Origin of the sequence: Pseudomonas protegens, assembly GCF_003363755.1 — a bacterium.
GTDB classification, from domain to species: Bacteria; Pseudomonadota; Gammaproteobacteria; order Pseudomonadales; family Pseudomonadaceae; genus Aquipseudomonas; species Aquipseudomonas danubii.
Genome location: NZ_CP031396.1, coordinates 3,201,959 through 3,220,624, shown reverse-complemented (window position 1 = coordinate 3,220,624; position 18,666 = coordinate 3,201,959). Strand labels below are relative to the sequence as shown.

Below are 18,666 nucleotides of genomic sequence, written 5' to 3'. Positions count from 1 at the left end.
AATTGTGAAAGCGTGGATCATGTTGCTGCTGGCCCTCTCCCTGCCGATGGCAGCCGGGGCTGAAGAGGCTAAAGAAGGCGAAGCACCGAAAGTCAGTTACATCAGCCTGAGCCCGCCCTTTGTCGGTAACTACGGCCTGGATGGCGGCCCCAAGCTCAAGGTCTACAAGGCTGACGTGGCCCTGCGGGTGACCGGAGACGCTTCGGCCCAGGCGGTCAAGGCCAATGAGCCGCTGATCCGCAACCAGTTGGTGGCGCTGTTTGCCCAGCAGACCGTCGACACCATGAACAACGTCGAGGCCAAGGAAAAGCTGCGCCAGGAAGCCCTCAAGCAGGTGCAGCAAGTCATGAATGACGAAACCGGCAAGCCGGTGGTGGAAGACCTGTTGTTCAACAACCTGATCATCCAGTAACGCTCAGCTGTTGGAGCTGGCTGGCCAGCGAAGGCGTCCGAGAGGGCGACGTGGGGCTTGAGGGCCCTTTCGGCGGCCAGTCGGCTCCTACAGCGTGTGGCTCATGAGGCGAGGCTTTTGCGAAAGCGCGCCAGGGCAATGGCGAAGAACAGCAGACCGATCGTCGCCAGGGCCAGCAGGTCGGGCCAGACCACACTCACGCCCGCATCACGAAACAGGATCGCTGCGCTGAGGCTGACGAAGTGCGTTGATGGCGAGCCCTGCATCACCCATTGCAGCCATTGCGGCATGCTGTCCAGCGGTGTGCTGCCACCGGACAGTAGCAGCATCGGGATGATCACCGGGATCGCCAGCAGGCCGAACTGCGGGGTGGAGCGGGCCAGGGTGGCAAGGAAGATCCCCAGTGCGGTGCTGGCGAACAGATACAACGCGGTGACCATCAGGAACAGCCCCATCGAGCCCGCCAGCGGCACGCCCAGCACGCCTTTGACTATCACTTCCAGCGATATCCAGGTGCACAGCACCACCACCAGCATATTGCTCCAGATTTTCGCCAGCATGATCTCCAGGGCCGTCAGCGGCAGTACCAGCAAGTGGTCGAGGGTACCGTGCTCGCGCTCGCGCAGCAGCGCGGTTCCGGTGAGCACGATGGCCAGGATGGTGATGTTGTTGACGATCTGGATCACCGCAAGAAACCAGCCTCCCTCCAGGTTGGTATTGAACAGCGCGCGGGTGGTCAGCAGGGCCGGGGCCTTGCTCGCGGCATCCGCCTGGTTGGCATAGTTGAGCAACTCGCGCTGGAAGATTCGGCCAATGTAGCCGGCGCCCATGAACGCCTGGCTCATGGCGGTGGCGTCGACGTTGACCTGCACCGCCGGCTGACGGCCGGCCAGCAGGTCGCTCTGGAAGTTGGCAGGGATGTTGATCACGAAGGTGTACTGGCCGCTGTCCATCACCTTGTCCAGTTGGTCGTAGGGCAGGGCGACCGGGTTCTGGAACTCCGGCGGTTGCAGGGCCTCTGCCAATTGTCGTGACAGTGCGCTGTGGTCTTCATCCACCAGGGCCACGCTGGCGTTGTGTACGCCAATGACCGAGCCGGCCGCCGGCAGGTAGATGGCCACGGTGAAGGCGTAGAACAGGAACAACAGCAAGACACTGTCGTGACGCAGGCTGGTGAGCTCCTTCAGACCCAGGCGCAGGATATGGGCGAGCCTGTTCATCAGACCTCCTGCTTTTTCAACATGACCAGGCTAAGCCCGGTGAAACCGAGGAAGAACCCGATCAGTGCCAGGCACTGAGGCCATAGCTCCCGCAGGTCCAGGGCCTTGGTGAAGGTGCCGACGGCGATGTCAAGGAAGTGCCCGGCGGGGAACAACTGCCCCATGATCGCCGCCGAGCCTTCCAGGGACGAGCGCGGCACGATCAACCCGGAGAACTGGATGGTCGGCAGGCTGGTGATGATCATGGTGCCGAGGATCGCCGCGATCTGGGTGCGGGTGAAGGCCGAGATCAACAGGCCCATGCTGGTGGTGGCCAGCACGTAGAGGACGCCGCCCAGGGCCAGGGTCAGTCCGCTGCCCTTGAAGGGCACGCCGAACAGCCAGCGGTTCATGGCCACCAGCAATCCCAGGTTGATCAGGCTCACGGCCAGGTAGGGCGCCTGCTTGCCCAGGAGGAACTCCAGGCGGGTCAGGGGCGTGGCATAGAAGTTGGTGATCGAGCCCAGCTCCTTCTCGCGAACGATGCCCAGGGCGGTGAGCATGGCCGGAATGAACGCCAGGATCAGCGCCATGACCCCGGGCCCGATGGCGTTGACGCTGACCACGTCCTGGTTGTAGCGAAAGCGTGTTTCCAGCTTGGCGGCGGATCTTGTGTTCAGTGCCGGGCTGCTGTGTTCGGCCAGGAGTTCGAGGTTGGCCTGGTGTACCGCCTCGACATAGTTGCGGCTGGTTTCCGCGCGAAACGGCATGCCGCCGTCCAGCCAGGCGGCCACCGTCGGTTGGCGCCCGGCATACAGATCGCGGCCAAAGCCGGAAGGGATTTCCAGGGCCAGCTTGATCTCCGAGCGCTGCAGGCGCCGATGCAGTTCGGCGGAGCTGCGGATGGTGGGTTTTTCCTCGAAGTAGCGTGAGCTGCGAAAAGCCTCCAGATAGGCGCGGCTTTGCGGCGTCTGATCCTGGTCGTAGACGGCGAAGGCGAGCTTTTCCACATCCAGGGAAATGCCGTAGCCAAAGATCACCATCATGAAGATCGCCCCCAGCAGGGCAAAGCCCAAGCGCACCTTGTCCCGCAATAGCTCCTTGCCTTCCCGGGTGGCCACTGCCAGCAGCCGGGCCAGGCTCAGGCCCGAGCGCGGAGGCGCGATGGCGTGGCTGGCGGCAGCCGCCGGAGGTGGCGCTGTATCCGCGGCTCCTTGGGCTTCTTCCAGGCAGCGGACGAAGGCGGCTTCCAGGGTGTCGCCGGAAAACTGCTGTTGCAGCGCCGCTGGTGTGTCACAGGCCAATACCTTGCCGGCGTGCATCAACGAAATGCGGTCGCAGCGCTGGGCTTCGTTCATGAAATGAGTGGACAGGAAGATGGTCACGCCCTGTTCCCGGGACAGTTCGATCAGCAGTCGCCAGAAATCGTCACGGGCTGCCGGATCAACCCCTGACGTGGGTTCGTCGAGGATCAGCACTTCCGGGCGGTGCAGCACCGCCACGGCCAGGGACAGGCGCTGGCGCAGCCCCAGGGGCAGGGCGCCGGATTGCTGCTCGGCGATTGCGCCCAGGTCGAAGCGCTGGATCAGTTCCTCGATGCGTGGGCCGCTCTCGGCTTTCGGCAGGTCGAACAGGCGGGCATGCAGCTCCAGGTTCTGGCGCACGCTGAGTTCGCCGTACAGGGAAAAGCTCTGGGACATGAAGCCGACCCGCTTGCGGGTGGCCAGGTCCTTGGCGTCCACCGGATTGCCCAGCAACTTGGCGCTGCCTTCAGTGGCGGGCATCAGCCCGGTGAGGACCTTCATGGTGGTGGTCTTGCCGCAGCCGTTGGAGCCGAGGAAGCCGAAGATCTCCCCGCGACCGATGGCGAAGCTGACTTTGTTGACGGCGGTGAAGTCGCCGAAGCGCAGGGTCAGCTCGTGGGCCTCGATGGCGATGTCCTGGTTATCGCCAGAACGTGGCGGGATCACCAGTGGCTGATTGTCATGGCCGCTGTCGCCCTGGTAGTGAGTGAAGGCATCGTCCAGCTTGCCGCTGCCCGTTACCTGCGCCAACTCCCGGCTCAGGCCCTGGGCGATCAACTTGCCTTGGTCGAGCATCAGGCAATGCTCGAACTGTTCGGCTTCTTCCATGTAGGCGGTGGCCACCAACAGGGTCAGTTGTGGTCGTTGCTGGCGCACATCCTCCACCAGTTCCCAGAAGCGTCGGCGGGAAAGCGGGTCGACCCCGGTGGTGGGCTCGTCAAGGATCAACAGATCCGGTTCGTGGATCAGCGCGCAGCACAGGCCGAGTTTCTGTTTCATCCCACCGGACAGCTTGCCCGCCGGGCGTTCGGCAAAGCGCAGCAGGTCGGTGGCCAGCAACAGGCTGTGCATGCGCTGGTCGCATTCGTCACGTGGCAGGCCGAACAGGGTGGCGAAGAAGCGGATGTTCTCGCTAATGGACAGGTCGGGATACAGGTTGCCCCCCAGCCCCTGGGGCATGAAGGCGATGCGCGGGTATAGGCTTCTGCGGTGGCGGCGCTGGGAGATGGCTCCGCCGAGTACCTCGAGCTCGCCTTGCTGAAGCTTCTTGACCCCGGCAATCAGCCCGAGAAGGCTCGACTTGCCGGCACCGTCAGGACCGATCAGGCCGCAGCGTGTGCCTGCCGGCAGGCTGAAACTGATGTCGATCAGAGCCTGCTGGGCACCGTAGCGATGGCTGATGCCGGTGGCGTGCAGCGCCAGGGCATTCATTGCAGGTTAGCCGGCCAGTCCACGGTGGCTGTGCGCACATAACCGGCACCGGGCATGCCCGGTTTGGCCTGGGGCACGGCGGCGGGTTGAGTCAGGCGCACCTTGACCCGGAATACCAGTTTCTGGCGTTCGTCACGGGTTTCCACTTCTTTGGGGGTGAATTGCGACTTGGCCGCGACGAAGCTGATCTTTGCCGGCAGTGGCTGGTTGGGCAGGGCGTCGAGAACAATCCGCGATTCATCGCCCACCGTCAGGCGCCCGGTGACCGAGGCTGGCAAGTAGAGGTTCATGTATTGGTCGTTGGGGTCGATCAACAGCAGTACTCGGCCGCCGGCACCCAGGACTTCGCCAGGCTCGGCCAGACGCAGTTGGATGATGCCGTCGATGGGGGCTCGCAGGCTGCTGTCGTCGATCTCGCTGGTGAGCTGCGCAACCTGGGCCAGGGCGGCGCCGATAGCGGCCTTGACCGCCGCTACCTGGGCCTGGGCCGCCAGCACGGCGGCATTGCCGGTGTTCAGCCGTGCCTGTTGCTGATCGATGATCTGCTGGCTGGCGAAGCCGCGCCTGAACAGTTCCTGGGAGCGCTTGAGTTCCTGATTGGCCAGGAGCAATTCGCTCTGGCGCAGTTGCACGTTGGCTTCTGCGGCGGAGAGGTTTTCCCGGGCACGCAGCACTTCGGCTTCGGCCTGGCTGCGCTGGGCTTCCAGGGTGCGGGTATCCATCCGGGCCAGCAGTTGGCCCTGGAGCACTTTGTCGCCTTCATTGACCCGCACTTCCGCCAGGCGTCCGGGAATCTTGCTGGCGATCTGCACCTCAGTGGCTTCGAGACGGCCATTGCCCATGCTCAGCCCTTCCGGCAGACGATCCTGGAGGGATTTCCAGTAACCGAAGCCACCAGCGGCGAGCAACAGAATCAAGAGGGAGACAGCGAAAAGGCGGGAAGAACGGTGGTTCGTCGACATGTGTTCTGCGTCCTGCGGCTATAGCGTCCTAGTCTGACGTATCAAGGCTTTTACCCGCTTGATGCTCGTCAAATGAAAGGGCCAAGCCTAAACCTATTGTTCGCAGGCTGCATGGCGATCGGGGCAAAAAACTGGCGCCAGTGCCGTTGCGCTTGCCAGGTCACGGCACACCGGGGCGGGTTGCTCAACGTAGAGAGAGCACAGCCGCCCATTGCTCTGCGGTCACTGGCATGACTGACAGGCGACTGCCTTTTTGCACCAGGGGCATTTCAGCGAGGGCAGTCTGCTGCTTGAGATAGTCCAGGCGCAGGACCTTGTTGAAGGTTTCCACGTGGGCTACGTCGATTGCGCTCCAGGCATTTTTCTCGGCGCTGGACTTGGGGTCGAAGTAGACGCTGTCCGGTTCCAGGGCGGTGGGGTCCGGGTAGGCCGCCTTGATGATTTGGCCGATGCCGGCGATGCCTGGCTCCGGACAACTGGAGTGGTAGAAGAAGAACTCATCGCCGACGGCCATGGCGCGCAGGAAGTTGCGTGCCTGGTAGTTGCGCACACCGTCCCAACGGGCCTTTCCAAGCTTGTTCAGGTCCTGGATCGAGAGTTCGTCTGGCTCGGATTTCATCAGCCAATAGGCCATGTTTCTTACCCTCCAAAGGGTGGTTGGGTAGGTTGTCGGAGGATTTTATGACAAACCGACAGTCGGTTGACGCCAGCATTTGCGTGTCGGTTCACGTTATCGCAGAATGCCGGGATTTTAAGCTTGACGCTGCTGCACGGCCTGTTATGGAAACCGTTGCTGTCATCGTGTGTGACTTGCCCGAGGGGGGGCAATCGATGAAACGCCAACCGGATTTACTATGGATTTTGGTTATTTTGTTCGGTTTGGGCGTTGTGACCACTGGTTATGCGCAGAGCTTATGGGCCAACAAGACCGATGCCCCGATCGAGATTGCCCAACAGCCGCAACCCTTCAAGCGTTGAATCCGTCCCGGCGTCGCTGAGCCAGCGCGACGTCTATCGGGCGCAGTACCATCCCTGATCAGTCACGGTGCCCTGTAGCGGCACATCCCAGCTGGCCTGATCCAGTCTCGCGACCTTCTGACATTCATGGGCCAGCCCCAGCAGCTTCGGCTTGCGCCAGCTCTTGCGCCGCGCCAGGTAAGCCAGGCTGCGGTCGTAGAAGCCGCCGCCCATTCCCAGGCGTCCGCCGTCTTCGTCAAATCCCACCAAGGGCAGGAGCACCAGATCCAGCGCCCAGACCTTGCGTTGGCGTGCGACGTTTATCCTGGGTTCGAGGATGCGAAAGCGGTTGGGGCGCAGTTTTTCTCCGGGCCGTACGCGCTGGAAGACCATCTTGGTCCGTGGCCAGGCACTGAGCACTGGCAAGTAGGTGGCCTTGCCCCGGCGTTGCGCGGCACGTAGCAGCAGGCGCGGATCGATCTCTCCGTCAGTGGGCAGGTACAGGGACAGGTGTCGGGCTCGGCGAAACACTGGATTCTGCGCCAACTGGCGGTACAGCCCGCTGGCGGCCTGGCGTTGCTGGGCAGGTGTCAGGGAGCGACGGGCTTTACGCAGCATGCGTCGAAGTTGCGGGCGGGAAAGCGGCGCAGGTTCGGTCATGGATGAGGCTATGGAAAGTCGGACATGGCAGAACAGCCTACCCGGAAAAACCAATGCCAGCATGGATAACTGGCATTGGCTGAGAATTCAGGCTCCCCAGGCGAACCGCTGTCGACTTAGCCCTTGAACCCGAAAGTTCAAGGCGGAAGATGCAGCAGGCTTTAAGGCTTTCCGTCTAGCGGACATGCACACCAGCCCAACGTGCAACTTCCAGGGTAGTGCGAATCGGCTCAGGGACATCGCCAACTGGCAAGCACCCCAGGGAGTGGCGGGAGTATACCGCAACCGCTGTCAGGAATCAGCCTTGCTTGCGTCCGAATCGGTGGCCAGGACCAGGTCGACGCGTTCCAGAAGATCGCGCACTTGTTCGCGAGTGGTGGCGCTGGCCTGCACGTCCGGACGCTCCTGGCGGTGCAGCAGATCGTGGGTGATGTTCAGCGCGGCCATGACCGCGATGCGATCGGCACCGATGACTTTGCCGCTGCTACGGATCTCGCGCATCTTGCCGTCCAGGTAACGGGCTGCGCTCACCAGATTGCTGCGTTCTTCCTGGGGGCAGATGATCGAATACTCTTTGTCGAGGATCTGCACGGTAACGCTATTGCTTGAACTCATGAGTCTTGCTCCAGGGCCTTGAGGCGCGAAATCATCGATTCGACCTTACGCCGGGCGATTTCGTTTTTTTCAATGAGGTGCGCGCGTTCCTCGCGCCAGGTCTTTTCCTGAGCTAATAAGAGTGCGTTTTGACTCTTTAGTTGCTCGACCCGGGTAATAAGCAGTTCGAGTCTGGCCATCAGTGCGTGCAGGTCGGTGTCTTCCATTGTGTCCCACTGAAGTTGGTCTGATGAGTGGCAACTGGCTGGGCAGCGCCTGGACGGCCCGAACAGTCCTGGCGCATCGGGTGCTGTCGGTCGGCAATCTGTCCGTCGCCCCAGGCCCCGCGGACCGCTGTAACGGGGCGCAAGGCGCAACGCGGCGCTGGCAATGAATGATGACACGCCCTACGATACAAGGCCTTCATTCTAGACATTGCGCCGCTTGGCGCCTAGCTGCCCATGCCCATTCAGAATTCCCCGTACAACGCCTTCGCCACCCTGCTCAGCAGCAGCGGTCATCCTGTTTCTCCTGCCGAATTGCACGGCCTGTTGCTGGGCCGTAGCTGCGCTGGCGCCGGCTTCGAGGTCGACGGCTGGCTGGTGGACGCTTCCGAGTTGCTCGAAGGCGAGCCACAAGAAAATGTGCGCAACGCCCTGATCGGCCTGCAGGAAATGGTCAAGGGCGAGCTCACCAGCGACGACATGACCGTGGTCCTGCTGCTGCCCAGCGACGACGCGCCATTGACCGAACGTGCCGCGGCCCTGGGCCAGTGGTGCCAGGGTTTCCTCGCCGGTTTCGGCCTCAATTCCCGTGACAGCAGCGCCCTGAGCGTCGAGGCCACGGAAGTGTTGCAGGACCTTGCAGCCATCGCTCAGGTACAGGATGCGCTGGAAGAGTCCGACGACGGTGAAAGCGACTACATGGAAGTGATGGAGTACCTGCGGGTCGCGCCATTGCTGCTGTTCACCGAAACCAACAAGACCGTTGCACCGGCTGCCAAGCCTTCTCTGCACTGACTGACAGGGAACTGCATCTGCCCATGATTCATATCCCTAGAGCGGAATACAGCCGTCGCCGCAAGGCGCTCATGGCGCAGATGGAGCCCAACAGCATCGCGATCCTGCCGGCGGCGGCCGTGGCCATTCGCAACCGCGATGTGGAGCACGTCTACCGCCAGGACAGCGATTTCCAATACCTCAGCGGTTTTCCCGAGCCCCAGGCCGTGATCGTGCTGATGCCCGGTCGCGAGCATGGTGAGTACGTGCTGTTCTGCCGTGAGCGCAATGCCGAGCGGGAACTGTGGGATGGCCTGCGGGCTGGTCAGGAAGGTGCGATCCGTGACTACGGTGCGGACGATGCGTTTCCCATCACTGATATCGACGACATTCTCCCGGGGCTGATCGAAGGTCGTGACCGGGTCTATTCGGCCATGGGCAGCAACCCCGAGTTCGATCGCCACCTGATGGACTGGATCAACGTGATCCGCTCTAAAGCGCACCTTGGTGCCCAGCCGCCGAACGAATTCGTTGCCCTGGATCATCTGCTGCACGATATGCGCCTGTATAAATCGGCGGCGGAAGTGAAGGTGATGCGCGAAGCCGCACGGATTTCCGCCCAGGCCCATATCCGGGCCATGCAGGCCAGTCGCCCCGGATTGCACGAGTTCAGTCTGGAAGCCGAGCTGGACTACGAGTTCCGCAAGGGCGGGGCGAAGATGCCGGCTTATGGTTCCATCGTCGCTGCCGGGCGCAACAGCTGCATCCTGCACTACCAACAGAATGACGCCCTGCTCAAGGACGGTGATCTGGTATTGATCGACGCTGGTTGTGAAATCGACTGCTATGCCAGTGATATCACCCGGACCTGGCCGGTCAACGGTAAGTTCTCGCCCGAGCAGAAGGCGATCTACGAACTGGTGCTGGCGGCCCAGGAAGCGGCGTTTGCCGAGATCGCCCCGAACAAGCACTGGAACCAGGCCCATGAGGCAACGGTCCGGGTGATCACCGCCGGTCTGGTGAAGTTGGGTCTGTTGGAAGGCGCAGTCGACGAGCTGATTGCCAGCGAGGCTTACAAGACGTTTTACATGCACCGCGCCGGGCATTGGCTGGGCATGGATGTACACGATGTCGGCGAATACAAGGTCGGCGGCGAGTGGCGGGTGTTGGAGGTCGGCATGGCGCTGACCGTGGAGCCGGGCATCTACATCTCCCCGGACAACCAGCAAGTGGCGAAGAAGTGGCGCGGCATTGGCGTGCGCATCGAGGACGACGTGGTAGTGACCAAGCAGGGCTGTGAAATTCTGACAAGCGGCGTGCCCAAAAGCGTCGCCGAGATCGAGGCACTGATGGCAGCAGCCCGAGTTCAGGCCTCATGAGCCGGGTCAATCTGGCCATCATCGGTGGCGGCCTGGTCGGCGCAAGCCTGGCCCTGGCTCTGCAGGCCGGAGCCAAGGCCCGGGGCTGGAAGATCGTGCTGATCGAACCCTTCGCCCCCGGCGACAGCTTCCAGCCCAGCTACGATGCGCGTTCTTCGGCACTGTCCTTTGGCGCCCGACAGATCTACCAGCGCCTGGGCTTGTGGCAAGCGATCTCCCGGCGCGCCGAGCCGATCAAGCAGATTCATGTGTCCGACCGTGGGCGGTTTTCCACTGCGCGCCTGTCGGCCATGGAAGAAGGGGTTCCGGCCCTGGGTTATGTGGTGGAAAACGCCTGGCTCGGTCAATGCCTGTGGCAAGGACTGGACAAGGACGTGATCAGCTGGCGCTGTCCGGCGGAGGTCACTCGCCTGGAGCCTCTGGAAGGCGGCTATCGCCTGACCCTGAATGACGAAACCACACTGGAATGCGACCTTGCGGTGCTCGCCGACGGTGGCCGCTCCGGCCTGCGCGAACAATTGGGTATCGGGGTCAAGAATCGCCCCTATAACCAGAGCGCGCTGATTGCCAACATTACCCCCAGCGAAGCCCACAACGGCATGGCCTTCGAGCGCTTCACCGATGACGGACCGATGGCGTTGCTGCCATTGCCGGAAAACCGCTGCGCGCTGATCTGGACCCGCCAGGGCATGGACGCTCAGCGTCTGGCCGACCTGGATGACCGTAGTTTCCTCAGCGAATTGCAGGGCGTATTCGGTTATCGCCTGGGCACCTTGAAACAAGTGGGTGCTCGGCATTTGTATCCGCTGTCCCTGGTAGAAGCCGAAGAGCAGGTGCGCTCCCATCTGGTGGTGCTGGGCAATGCCGCCCACAGCCTGCATCCGATTGCCGGACAGGGCTTCAACCTGTCGCTGCGTGATGCCCAGGCCCTGGCGGATGCCTTGCTGGCCAGCGAACAACTGCCGGGCGATTTTGCCGTGCTGCAGGCTTATCGCGAGCGCCAGCGCCTGGACCAGAGCCTGACCGTGGGTTTTTCCGATCAGGTCACGCGGCTGTTCGGCAGCAAGCTGCCCCTGCTGTCGGTGGGGCGCAATCTTGGCTTGCTCGGACTGGACCTGCTGCCCCCGGCCAAGCGCTGGTTCGCGCGCCAGGCCATGGGCCTGGGCACTCGTCCGGATGCGTGAGTGGCTGACTCGACGCGTCGGCAAGGCACGCTTGCTGCGCTGGGTGATGAACCTGTATCCGCCCTATCTGGGGGCAGGTGTGCGGGTTCGCCAGATCAGCGCGGATTTCCGCGAAGTCCAGGTCTCCATGGGTCTGGGCTGGTACAACCGCAACTATGTCGGCACCCAGTTCGGCGGCAGCCTGTATTCGATGGTGGACCCGTTTTTCATGCTGATGCTGATGGAGAACCTGGGACGCGACTACATCGTCTGGGACAAGGCCGCGGCCATCGACTTCATCGCCCCGGGCAAGGGGCCGGTGTTTGCTCGGTTCAGCATTGACCAGGCGCTGCTCGACGAAGTGCGCCAGCAGACCGCAACGGGCGAGAAGTACCTGCCGCAGTTGCAGGTAGAGATTCATGACGGCTCCGGCACCCTGGTGGCGCGGGTCGATAAAACCCTTTATGTGCGGCTCAAGCCGCAAGCGAGACAGGCCTAAAGCATGGAAATGCGCGCAGATGTGCTGATTGTCGGAGCTGGAATGGTCGGCAGTGCCTTGGCGTTGGCGTTGCAGGGCAGCGGCCTGGAAGTGCTGCTGCTCGATGGCGGCTCCCTGAGTGTCAAACCCTTCGACGCCGAGTTGCCGTTCGAACCCCGGGTCAGTGCCTTGTCGGCCGCCAGCCAGCGGATTCTGCAGCGCCTTGGCGCCTGGGACGGTATTGCCGCACGGCGCAGCAGCCCCTACTGCGACATGCAGGTCTGGGACGGCAGCGGCACCGGGCAGATTCACTTCTCGGCCTCCAGCGTGCATGCCGAGGTGTTGGGACATATCGTCGAGAACCGCGTGGTTCAGGATGCCTTGCTTGAGCGTTTGCACGAGTGCGACATCGGTTTGTTGGCCAATGCCCGCCTGGAGCAGATGCGCCGCTCCGGCGATGACTGGCTGCTGACCCTGGCGGACGGCCGGGTCCTGCGAGCGCCTTTGGTCATCGCCGCCGATGGCGCCAACTCGGCCGTGCGTCGCCTGACCGGTTGTGCTACCCGGGAGTGGGATTACCTGCATCACGCCATCGTCACCAGTGTGCGCAGCAGCCAGCCCCATCAACTGACCGCCTGGCAGCGTTTCACCGACACCGGCCCGTTGGCGTTTCTGCCGTTGGTACGGGACGGGCAGCACGACTGGTGCTCCATTGTCTGGTCCACCACGCCCACCGAGGCCGAGCGCTTGATGGCCCTGGATGACGCCGCGTTTTGTGCTGAGCTGGAGCGCGCCTTCGAAGGTCGCCTGGGCACCGTGCTCAGCGCCGACCCTCGGCTTTGCGTGCCGCTACGCCAGCGCCACGCCAAGCGCTACGTGGCCGAAGGCCTGGCCCTGATCGGCGACGCCGCCCATACCATTCATCCGCTGGCGGGACAGGGGGTCAACCTGGGTTTCCTCGATGCCGCAGTGCTGGCCGAAGTGCTGCTGCAAGCGGCCAGCCGTGGCGAGCGCTTGGCCGAGCTCAAGGTGCTGAGCCGTTTCGAGCGTCGGCGCATGCCTCACAACCTGGCGCTGATGGCGGCCATGGAAGGCTTCGAGCGGCTGTTCCAGGCCGATCCGTTGCCGCTGCGCTGGCTGCGCAACACTGGCCTGAAGATGGTCGACCAGATGCCCGAGGCCAAGGCGCTGTTCGTGCGTCAGGCACTGGGCCTGAGCGGCGATCTACCAGAGCTGGCCCAAGCGTAGGCGCCGGCTGGCCGGCGAAGCTTCCTGGCGGACGGCTCTACGCAACATCTGGTAACGCCTCGGCGTCAGGTTCGGTTGAGAAGGCAAATGGGAGTCCTTATCATTTCGCCTCATTTTATAATCGAGAGACTGCTCCCATGTTGGCACCGAAGCGTCTACTGACCGCCCTGGCACTCACTTTCATCGGCACCGCCGCCCATGCTGCCGATGAAGTCGTGGTCTACTCCTCGCGTATCGATGAGCTGATCAAGCCGGTGTTCGATGCCTACACCCAGAAGACCGGGGTGAAGATCAAGTTCATCACCGACAAGGAAGCGCCGCTGATGCAGCGGATCAAGGCCGAGGGCGAAAACGCCACCGCCGACCTGCTGCTCACCGTGGACGCCGGCAACCTCTGGCAGGCCGAGCAGATGGGCATCCTGCAACCGTTCACCTCCAAGGTCATCGACAGCAACATCCCTCTGCAATACCGCTCTTCCAACCACGCCTGGACCGGCCTGAGCCTGCGGGCGCGGACCCTGGCCTACTCCACCGAGCGGGTCAAACCTTCCGAACTGACCACCTATGAAGCCTTGGCCGACAAGCAGTGGGAAGGCCGTCTGTGCCTGCGTAGCGCGAAGAAGGTCTACAACCAGTCGCTGACTGCCACCCTGATCGAGACCCACGGCGCGGCGAAGACCGAAGAGATCATCAAGGGCTGGGTCAACAACCTGTCCACCGATGTGTTCTCCGATGACATCGCGGTGCTGGATGCGATCAACGCCGGCCAATGCGACGTTGGCATCGTCAACACCTACTATTACGGCCGCTTGCACAAGCAGAAGCCCGACCTGGCGGTGAAGCTGTTCTGGCCGAACCAGGGCGATCGCGGGGTGCACGTCAACCTGTCGGGTATTGGCCTGACCAAGTACGCGCCGCATCCGGAGGCGGCCAAGGCGCTGGTGGAGTGGATGACCACGCCTGAAGCGCAGAAGATCTTTGCCGACGTCAACCAGGAGTTCCCGGCCAACCCGGCGGTGGCGCCTTCTGCGGAAGTGGCCAGCTGGGGCAAGTTCGTGGCCGATACCCTGCCGGTTGAGATCGCCGGCAAGCGCCAGGCCGAGGCCATTCGCTTGATGGACCGCGCTGGCTGGAACTGAGACTGCCGTTATACTGCGCCCCGCTTTTGCGGGGCGTTTTGTTTAACGGTTGGGCTTTTGTGGCGAGGGAGCTTGCTCCCGTTCCACCGCGTAGCGGTGGCAAGCCCTGAATACGTGATTCAACTGGCGTAACGTGGTTGCAGCCGTTGGGGCGGCCATGGCACCCAGCGGGAGCAAGCTCCATCGCTCCACGCGTTTTGCGCAAGTATTTTTGTCTGTTCCACCTGCCCGAGAGTTCTTTGTGGCCCATCCTGCCCAACGTCGCTGGTATCCCCTGGTCTTCGCCGTAGCGGCCCTGGTCCTGTTGCCGCTGAGTGTGCTGCTGCTGTCCTGGCAGGCCGTCGACCAGCAGATCTGGTCCCACCTGTGGGACACGCAGATGCCGCGTCTGTTGAGCAACACCCTGACCCTGGTGTTCGGGGTCGGCGTTGGCGTCACGCTGCTGGGGGTGAGCCTGGCCTGGCTCACCAGCCTCTGCGAGTTTCCCGGACGGCGCTGGCTGGATTGGGCGCTGATGCTGCCCTTCGCGATCCCGGCCTATGTACTGGCCTTTGTCTTCGTCGGCCTGCTGGATTTTTCCGGACCGGTGCAAAGTCTGCTGCGGGAATGGTTCGGCACAGGCTTGCGGCTACCGAGAGTGCGCTCCACCGGCGGCGTGATCCTGGTGCTGGTGCTGGTGTTCTATCCCTACGTCTACCTGTTGGCACGCAACGCCTTCCTGGCCCAGGGCAAAGGCTTAATGGAGGCCGCTCGGGTACTTGGGCAGTCGCCCTGGCAGGCCTTTTGGCGCGTGGCGCTGCCGATGGCGCGGCCGGCCATCGGCGCTGGGGTCGCCCTGGCGCTGATGGAGACCCTGGCGGATTTCGGCGCGGTGTCGGTGTTCAACTTCGACACCTTCACTACCGCTATCTACAAGACCTGGTACGGGTTTTTCAGTCTATCCAGTGCCGCGCAACTGGCCAGCCTGTTGCTACTGGCGGTGATGCTGGTGCTGTACGGCGAGCGACGCGCCCGCGGCGCCAGTCGCACCGGCAACGAGCGGCCCCGGGGCAAGGCGCTGTACCACCTGTCTGGGCTCAAGGCCATGGCGGCTACGGGCTGGTGCCTGCTGGTATTTGCCTGTGCCTTCGTGATCCCGCTGCTGCAACTGCTGGTGTGGTTCTGGCAGCGCGGGCGCTTCGACCTGGATGAGCGCTATGCCGGGCTGATTGTCCACACCCTGTACCTGGGAGGCATGGCGGCGCTGATCACCGTCTGCGTGGCTTTGCTGTTGGCATTCGCCCGACGCTTGGCGCCGACCCGAGGCATCCGCGCCGGGGTCAGCCTGGCCAATCTCGGTTACGCCTTGCCCGGCTCGGTGTTGGCGGTATCGATCATGCTGGCCTTCAGCTATCTGGACCGGGAACTGGTGATTCCGTTGTCCGGCTGGTTGGGCGGGGCCGGCAAGCCGCTGTTGCTGGGTAGCCTGTCCGCCTTGTTGCTGGCCTACCTGGTGCGTTTTATCGCGGTGGCCTACGGACCGCTGGAAAACAGCCTGGAGCGGATTCGCCCGTCGCTGCCCGAAGCCGCGCGCAGCCTGGGGGTGGGTGGGCCGCGACTGTTTTTCAAAGTGTATCTACCGTTATTGCTGCCCGGGACCCTGAGCGCGGCCTTGCTGGTGTTCGTCGATGTGCTCAAGGAAATGCCCGCCACCTTGCTGATGCGCCCGTTCGGCTGGGACACGCTGGCGGTGCGGATCTTCGAAATGACCAGTGAAGGGGAGTGGGCGCGAGCTTCGTTGCCGGCGCTGACCCTGGTACTGGTTGGCCTGCTGCCGGTGATTGGCCTGATTCGTCGCTCAGCCCATCGAATCGGTTAGGTGCCAGCCTTGCACCTTGCGGCTACAATGCGCGGCATTCGGTGCGGCCTGTTGTTTGGCCGGGACGCTGAAATCGGCTGCAAGCCATCTATTTCAAGGCTTTCACCCTAGCAGCGCCAGTCCGCACCCTCGCCACGCCCGGAAGGAGAAACCCATGGGACAGCGTACGCCTCTGTATGACCTGCATCTCGCCCTCGGCGCGAAAATGGTCGATTTTGGCGGTTGGGATATGCCTTTGCATTACGGCTCGCAGGTCGAGGAGCACCATCAGGTGCGACGTGATTGCGGTGTGTTCGATGTATCGCACATGACCGTGATCGATGTCAGCGGCGCCCAGGCCAAGGCCTGGCTCCAGCACTTGCTGGCCAATGATGTCGAACGTTTGCAGCACCCTGGCCAGGCCTTGTACAGCACCATGCTCAATGAGCGCGGCGGCATCGTCGACGACATGATCGTCTACCGCCTCGAGGACGCTTATCGCCTCGCGCTCAACGCCGCCACCCGGGATCAGGACCTGGCCTGGATGCAGGCGCAGTTGGGTGAGTTCCAGGTGCAACTGCGCGAGCGACCGGAGCTGGCCATGCTGGCGATCCAGGGACCTCAGGCCCGGCACAAGATCGCCGAGTTGGTGACCCAGTCCCGTGGCGCCCTGATTCAACAGCTCAAGCCTTTCGAAGCCGGCACCGACGGTGACTGGTTCATCGCCCGCACCGGTTACACCGGTGAGGATGGACTGGAAATCGTCCTGCCCGCCGATCAGGCGCCGGCCTTTTTCAACGATCTGGTGGGAGCGGGGATCTCGCCCATCGGCCTGGGCGCCCGGGATACCCTGCGCCTGGAAGCCGGCATGAACCTCTACGGCCAGGATATTCACCAGGATGTTTCGCCCTTGGCAGCGAACATGGCCTGGAGCATTGCCTGGGAGCCGTCGTCACGCAAATTCATCGGTCGTACCGCTCTGGAGGCTGAGCGAGCGTCCGGGGTGAAGCAAAAGCTGGTGGGGTTGGTACTGGAAGAGCGTGGGGTTTTGCGCGCGCATCAAGTGGTTCGCATCGCCGATGTTGGCGAAGGTGAGATCACCAGTGGTAGTTTCTCCCCTACGCTGAGTAAATCGATCGCACTGGCGCGGGTGCCGATGGCCACCGCTGACCGTGCCGAAGTGGAAATCCGCGGCAAGTGGTACCCGGTCCGGGTGGTCAAACCGACCTTCGTGCGCCACGGCAAGACCTTGATCTAACTATTTCCAGCCGGCATTGCGCCGCTGACACTTCTTCTTGAGGACACAGAACATGAGCGATATCCCTGCCCACCTGCGTTTTGCCGATAGTCACGAATGGGCCCGTCTGGAAGCTGACGGCAGTGTGACCGTGGGTATTAGCGACCACGCCCAGGAAGCCCTGGGCGATGTGGTATTCGTCGAGCTGACGGAAGTTGGCAACGTGTTTGGCGCAGGGGACCAGGCGGGCGTGGTGGAGTCGGTCAAGGCCGCTTCCGACATCTATGCCCCGGTGGCCGGTGAAGTGATCGCGGTCAACGAGGATCTGAGCACCAGCCCCGAGCTGCTCAACAGCGAGCCTTACGACGCCTGGATCTTCAAGCTCAAGCCGAGCAACCCGGCCGATCTGGAGAAACTGCTGGACGCCGCCGCCTACAAGGCCGCCATCGGCGAATAAGTCGCTCCTGCAAGCAGGCCCGCTCCTGTTGTGCAGGAGCGAGCTTGCTCGCGAAGGCCCTTTAAGCCTGCAACACCTCTTTCACCGCCGCCACCGCACGTTCCACGTCGGCCTTGCTCATGGCGGTGAACATCGGCAACGAGACGATCAGACGACCGACCCGTTCCGCCACCGGGAACATTCCCTCCTTGAAACCGCGCTCGCGGTACAGGCTCAGCAAGTGAATCGGCGGATAGTGATAGCCGATGCCGATGCCCCGTTCCTGCATCTGCTCCATGAAGACGGCGCGAGCCGGCTTGCCGTCCTTGCGCTCCGGAAGCACCAGCTGGAACAGGTGCCAGTTGCTGTTGCTGAAGTCCGCCGGCGGTAGCTGGGCGCCATAGCGGGCCTCGAAGTCGCTGCCGAAGCATTCGAAGTAGTGCCGGGCCAGCTCGCGGCGGTGGGCGGTGATCGCCTCGATATGGGCAAACTGCCCCAGGCCGATGGCGGCGGCGACGTCGGTCATGTTGAACTTGCCCCCCAGCACATCCACATCCAGACCGTCGAAGCCGTTGCGGGTGACCCCTTGCAGGCGGTACTTCTCGGCCAGGCGCACTTCTTCAGGGGTATTGAGGACCAGGCAGCCGCCCTCGGACGAAGTGACGTTCTTGTTGGCCTGGAAGCTGAAGGACACGAAGTCGCCACCGGCGCCGATGCGTTGGCCATTCCAGCTGGAACCCAGGGCCTGGGCCGCGTCTTCCACCACCCGCAGGCCGTGTTTCTTGGCCAGGGCATACAAGCGGCTCATGTCCACCGGCAAGCCGGCCAGGAACACCGGGATAATGGCTTTGGTGCGTGGCGTAATAGCAGCTTCCACCTGGGCCAGGTCGATGTTGCGGGTGATCGGATCAATGTCGGCGAACACCGGCGTGGCACCCACTTCGAGAATCACGTTGGCGGTGGCCACCCAGGAAATCGGTGTGGTGATGACTTCATCTCCAGGGCCGATGCCGGCAATGCGCAAGGCGATCTCCATGGTGCAGGTGCCGGAGTTGAAGGTACGCACGCTGCGTCCGCCGAAGAACGCCGAGAGCTGGGCTTCGAACGCCTGGACCTTGGGGCCGCTGGTGATCCAGCCCGAACGCAGCACTTCGCCGACGGCGGCGATGGTGGATTCATCGATGGTGGGTTTGGAGAACGGCAGGAAAGACGGTTGGCTCATGACGATGGGG

19 protein-coding genes and 1 other RNA gene are annotated in these 18,666 nt (G+C 62.9%); 11 read left to right on the top strand and 9 right to left on the bottom strand.

From position 1 onward, the window contains the following. The first annotated feature begins 4 nt into the window (after positions 1-4). Positions 5-412 carry a flagellar basal body-associated protein FliL gene (locus DWF74_RS14485; RefSeq protein WP_102862193.1) on the top strand — a complete coding sequence of 136 codons (408 nt, stop codon included), beginning with the start codon at positions 5-7 and terminating at the stop codon, positions 410-412. 101 nt (positions 413-513) lie between these two features. Here DWF74_RS14485 and DWF74_RS14480 read toward each other — a convergent pair whose 3' ends face one another. The 4 genes from DWF74_RS14480 to DWF74_RS14465 form a co-directional block, all read right to left on the bottom strand. Beyond that, a complete protein-coding gene (locus DWF74_RS14480; RefSeq protein ID WP_115581180.1) occupies positions 514-1,632 on the bottom strand; it encodes an ABC transporter permease in 1,119 nt (372 codons plus the stop codon). Then, a complete protein-coding gene (rbbA, locus tag DWF74_RS14475) occupies positions 1,632-4,346 on the bottom strand; it encodes a ribosome-associated ATPase/putative transporter RbbA (RefSeq protein WP_115581179.1) in 2,715 nt (904 codons plus the stop codon). Before rbbA ends, DWF74_RS14480 begins: the two co-directional genes overlap by 1 nt. After that, positions 4,343-5,308 (bottom strand): HlyD family secretion protein, encoded by a 966-nt coding sequence (locus DWF74_RS14470; RefSeq protein ID WP_102862190.1) that lies wholly within the window; start codon positions 5,306-5,308, stop codon positions 4,343-4,345. The genes rbbA and DWF74_RS14470 overlap by 4 nt, the downstream gene beginning before the upstream one ends. A 184-nt stretch (positions 5,309-5,492) precedes the next feature. Continuing rightward, complete coding sequence (locus DWF74_RS14465; RefSeq protein WP_102862189.1) at positions 5,493-5,942, bottom strand: EVE domain-containing protein; 450 nt, start codon at positions 5,940-5,942, stop codon at positions 5,493-5,495. A 47-nt stretch (positions 5,943-5,989) separates the two neighbouring features. Here DWF74_RS14465 and DWF74_RS14460 point away from each other — a divergent pair, with 47 nt between their 5' ends. After that, positions 5,990-6,286, top strand: a complete 297-nt coding sequence (locus tag DWF74_RS14460; protein ID WP_102862188.1) for a hypothetical protein — start codon at positions 5,990-5,992, stop codon at positions 6,284-6,286. Between the two features lie 33 nt (positions 6,287-6,319). On the opposite strand, the gene DWF74_RS14455 is transcribed toward DWF74_RS14460, so the two are convergent. From DWF74_RS14455 to DWF74_RS14440, 4 genes are all read right to left on the bottom strand, one after another. Then, positions 6,320-6,925 carry a 5-formyltetrahydrofolate cyclo-ligase gene (locus DWF74_RS14455; protein WP_102881235.1) on the bottom strand — a complete coding sequence of 202 codons (606 nt, stop codon included), beginning with the start codon at positions 6,923-6,925 and terminating at the stop codon, positions 6,320-6,322. Between the two features lie 89 nt (positions 6,926-7,014). Next, positions 7,015-7,193, bottom strand: a non-coding RNA gene (ssrS, locus tag DWF74_RS14450) — 6S RNA. 23 nt (positions 7,194-7,216) lie between these two features. Next, positions 7,217-7,540 (bottom strand): cell division protein ZapA, encoded by a 324-nt coding sequence (locus tag DWF74_RS14445; RefSeq protein WP_016962902.1) that lies wholly within the window; start codon positions 7,538-7,540, stop codon positions 7,217-7,219. After that, positions 7,537-7,746 (bottom strand): TIGR02449 family protein, encoded by a 210-nt coding sequence (locus DWF74_RS14440; protein ID WP_011064144.1) that lies wholly within the window; start codon positions 7,744-7,746, stop codon positions 7,537-7,539. The genes DWF74_RS14445 and DWF74_RS14440 overlap by 4 nt, the downstream gene beginning before the upstream one ends. A gap of 234 nt (positions 7,747-7,980) precedes the next feature. Between DWF74_RS14440 and DWF74_RS14435 the strand changes: the two genes are divergently transcribed. The 9 genes from DWF74_RS14435 to gcvH all read left to right on the top strand — a co-directional run bounded on the left by DWF74_RS14435 (position 7,981) and on the right by gcvH (position 17,455). Further along, positions 7,981-8,538, top strand: a complete 558-nt coding sequence (locus DWF74_RS14435; RefSeq protein WP_102862186.1) for a YecA family protein — start codon at positions 7,981-7,983, stop codon at positions 8,536-8,538. A gap of 23 nt (positions 8,539-8,561) precedes the next feature. Then, positions 8,562-9,896 (top strand): Xaa-Pro aminopeptidase, encoded by a 1,335-nt coding sequence (gene pepP, locus DWF74_RS14430; protein WP_102862185.1) that lies wholly within the window; start codon positions 8,562-8,564, stop codon positions 9,894-9,896. Continuing rightward, positions 9,893-11,080 (top strand): 2-octaprenyl-6-methoxyphenyl hydroxylase, encoded by a 1,188-nt coding sequence (ubiH, locus tag DWF74_RS14425; protein WP_102862184.1) that lies wholly within the window; start codon positions 9,893-9,895, stop codon positions 11,078-11,080. Before pepP ends, ubiH begins: the two co-directional genes overlap by 4 nt. Beyond that, the gene (locus DWF74_RS14420; protein ID WP_102862183.1) at positions 11,073-11,558 is read left to right on the top strand and encodes a DUF4442 domain-containing protein; all 486 of its coding nucleotides are present in this window, start codon (positions 11,073-11,075) and stop codon (positions 11,556-11,558) included. The genes ubiH and DWF74_RS14420 overlap by 8 nt, the downstream gene beginning before the upstream one ends. A 9-nt stretch (positions 11,559-11,567) precedes the next feature. After that, positions 11,568-12,785 carry a 2-octaprenyl-3-methyl-6-methoxy-1,4-benzoquinol hydroxylase gene (locus tag DWF74_RS14415; protein WP_162884162.1) on the top strand — a complete coding sequence of 406 codons (1,218 nt, stop codon included), beginning with the start codon at positions 11,568-11,570 and terminating at the stop codon, positions 12,783-12,785. 137 nt (positions 12,786-12,922) lie between these two features. Continuing rightward, positions 12,923-13,924 (top strand): extracellular solute-binding protein, encoded by a 1,002-nt coding sequence (locus DWF74_RS14410; RefSeq protein WP_102862181.1) that lies wholly within the window; start codon positions 12,923-12,925, stop codon positions 13,922-13,924. Positions 13,925-14,165: 241 nt separating this feature from the next. Next, positions 14,166-15,782, top strand: a complete 1,617-nt coding sequence (locus DWF74_RS14405; protein WP_102862180.1) for an ABC transporter permease — start codon at positions 14,166-14,168, stop codon at positions 15,780-15,782. A 154-nt stretch (positions 15,783-15,936) separates the two neighbouring features. Beyond that, the gene (gene gcvT, locus DWF74_RS14400; protein ID WP_102862179.1) at positions 15,937-17,019 is read left to right on the top strand and encodes a glycine cleavage system aminomethyltransferase GcvT; all 1,083 of its coding nucleotides are present in this window, start codon (positions 15,937-15,939) and stop codon (positions 17,017-17,019) included. A 52-nt stretch (positions 17,020-17,071) separates the two neighbouring features. After that, positions 17,072-17,455: a glycine cleavage system protein GcvH gene (gene gcvH / locus DWF74_RS14395; RefSeq protein WP_115581178.1), complete on the top strand. Its 384-nt coding sequence runs from the start codon at positions 17,072-17,074 to the stop codon at positions 17,453-17,455. Positions 17,456-17,516: 61 nt separating this feature from the next. On the opposite strand, the gene DWF74_RS14390 is transcribed toward gcvH, so the two are convergent. Then, positions 17,517-18,656: a DegT/DnrJ/EryC1/StrS family aminotransferase gene (locus DWF74_RS14390; protein ID WP_115581177.1), complete on the bottom strand. Its 1,140-nt coding sequence runs from the start codon at positions 18,654-18,656 to the stop codon at positions 17,517-17,519. Positions 18,657-18,666 lie beyond the last annotated feature (10 nt).

Excerpts from the sequence above, each read along its gene's own strand:
- DWF74_RS14480 (WP_115581180.1), bottom strand. The coding sequence starts at position 1,632 with ATGAACAGGCTCGCCCATATCCTGCGCCTGGGTCTGAAGGAGCTCACC.
- rbbA (WP_115581179.1), bottom strand. The coding sequence starts at position 4,346 with ATGAATGCCCTGGCGCTGCACGCCACCGGCATCAGCCATCGCTACGGT.
- DWF74_RS14470 (WP_102862190.1), bottom strand. The coding sequence starts at position 5,308 with ATGTCGACGAACCACCGTTCTTCCCGCCTTTTCGCTGTCTCCCTCTTG.
- DWF74_RS14465 (WP_102862189.1), bottom strand. The coding sequence starts at position 5,942 with ATGGCCTATTGGCTGATGAAATCCGAGCCAGACGAACTCTCGATCCAG.
- DWF74_RS14460 (WP_102862188.1), top strand. The coding sequence starts at position 5,990 with ATGACAAACCGACAGTCGGTTGACGCCAGCATTTGCGTGTCGGTTCAC.
- DWF74_RS14455 (WP_102881235.1), bottom strand. The coding sequence starts at position 6,925 with ATGACCGAACCTGCGCCGCTTTCCCGCCCGCAACTTCGACGCATGCTG.
- DWF74_RS14445 (WP_016962902.1), bottom strand. The coding sequence starts at position 7,540 with ATGAGTTCAAGCAATAGCGTTACCGTGCAGATCCTCGACAAAGAGTAT.
- DWF74_RS14440 (WP_011064144.1), bottom strand. The coding sequence starts at position 7,746 with ATGGAAGACACCGACCTGCACGCACTGATGGCCAGACTCGAACTGCTT.
- DWF74_RS14435 (WP_102862186.1), top strand. The coding sequence starts at position 7,981 with ATGCCCATTCAGAATTCCCCGTACAACGCCTTCGCCACCCTGCTCAGC.
- pepP (WP_102862185.1), top strand. The coding sequence starts at position 8,562 with ATGATTCATATCCCTAGAGCGGAATACAGCCGTCGCCGCAAGGCGCTC.
- ubiH (WP_102862184.1), top strand. The coding sequence starts at position 9,893 with ATGAGCCGGGTCAATCTGGCCATCATCGGTGGCGGCCTGGTCGGCGCA.
- DWF74_RS14420 (WP_102862183.1), top strand. The coding sequence starts at position 11,073 with ATGCGTGAGTGGCTGACTCGACGCGTCGGCAAGGCACGCTTGCTGCGC.
- DWF74_RS14415 (WP_162884162.1), top strand. The coding sequence starts at position 11,568 with ATGCGCGCAGATGTGCTGATTGTCGGAGCTGGAATGGTCGGCAGTGCC.
- DWF74_RS14410 (WP_102862181.1), top strand. The coding sequence starts at position 12,923 with ATGTTGGCACCGAAGCGTCTACTGACCGCCCTGGCACTCACTTTCATC.
- gcvT (WP_102862179.1), top strand. The coding sequence starts at position 15,937 with ATGGGACAGCGTACGCCTCTGTATGACCTGCATCTCGCCCTCGGCGCG.
- gcvH (WP_115581178.1), top strand. The coding sequence starts at position 17,072 with ATGAGCGATATCCCTGCCCACCTGCGTTTTGCCGATAGTCACGAATGG.
- DWF74_RS14390 (WP_115581177.1), bottom strand. The coding sequence starts at position 18,656 with ATGAGCCAACCGTCTTTCCTGCCGTTCTCCAAACCCACCATCGATGAA.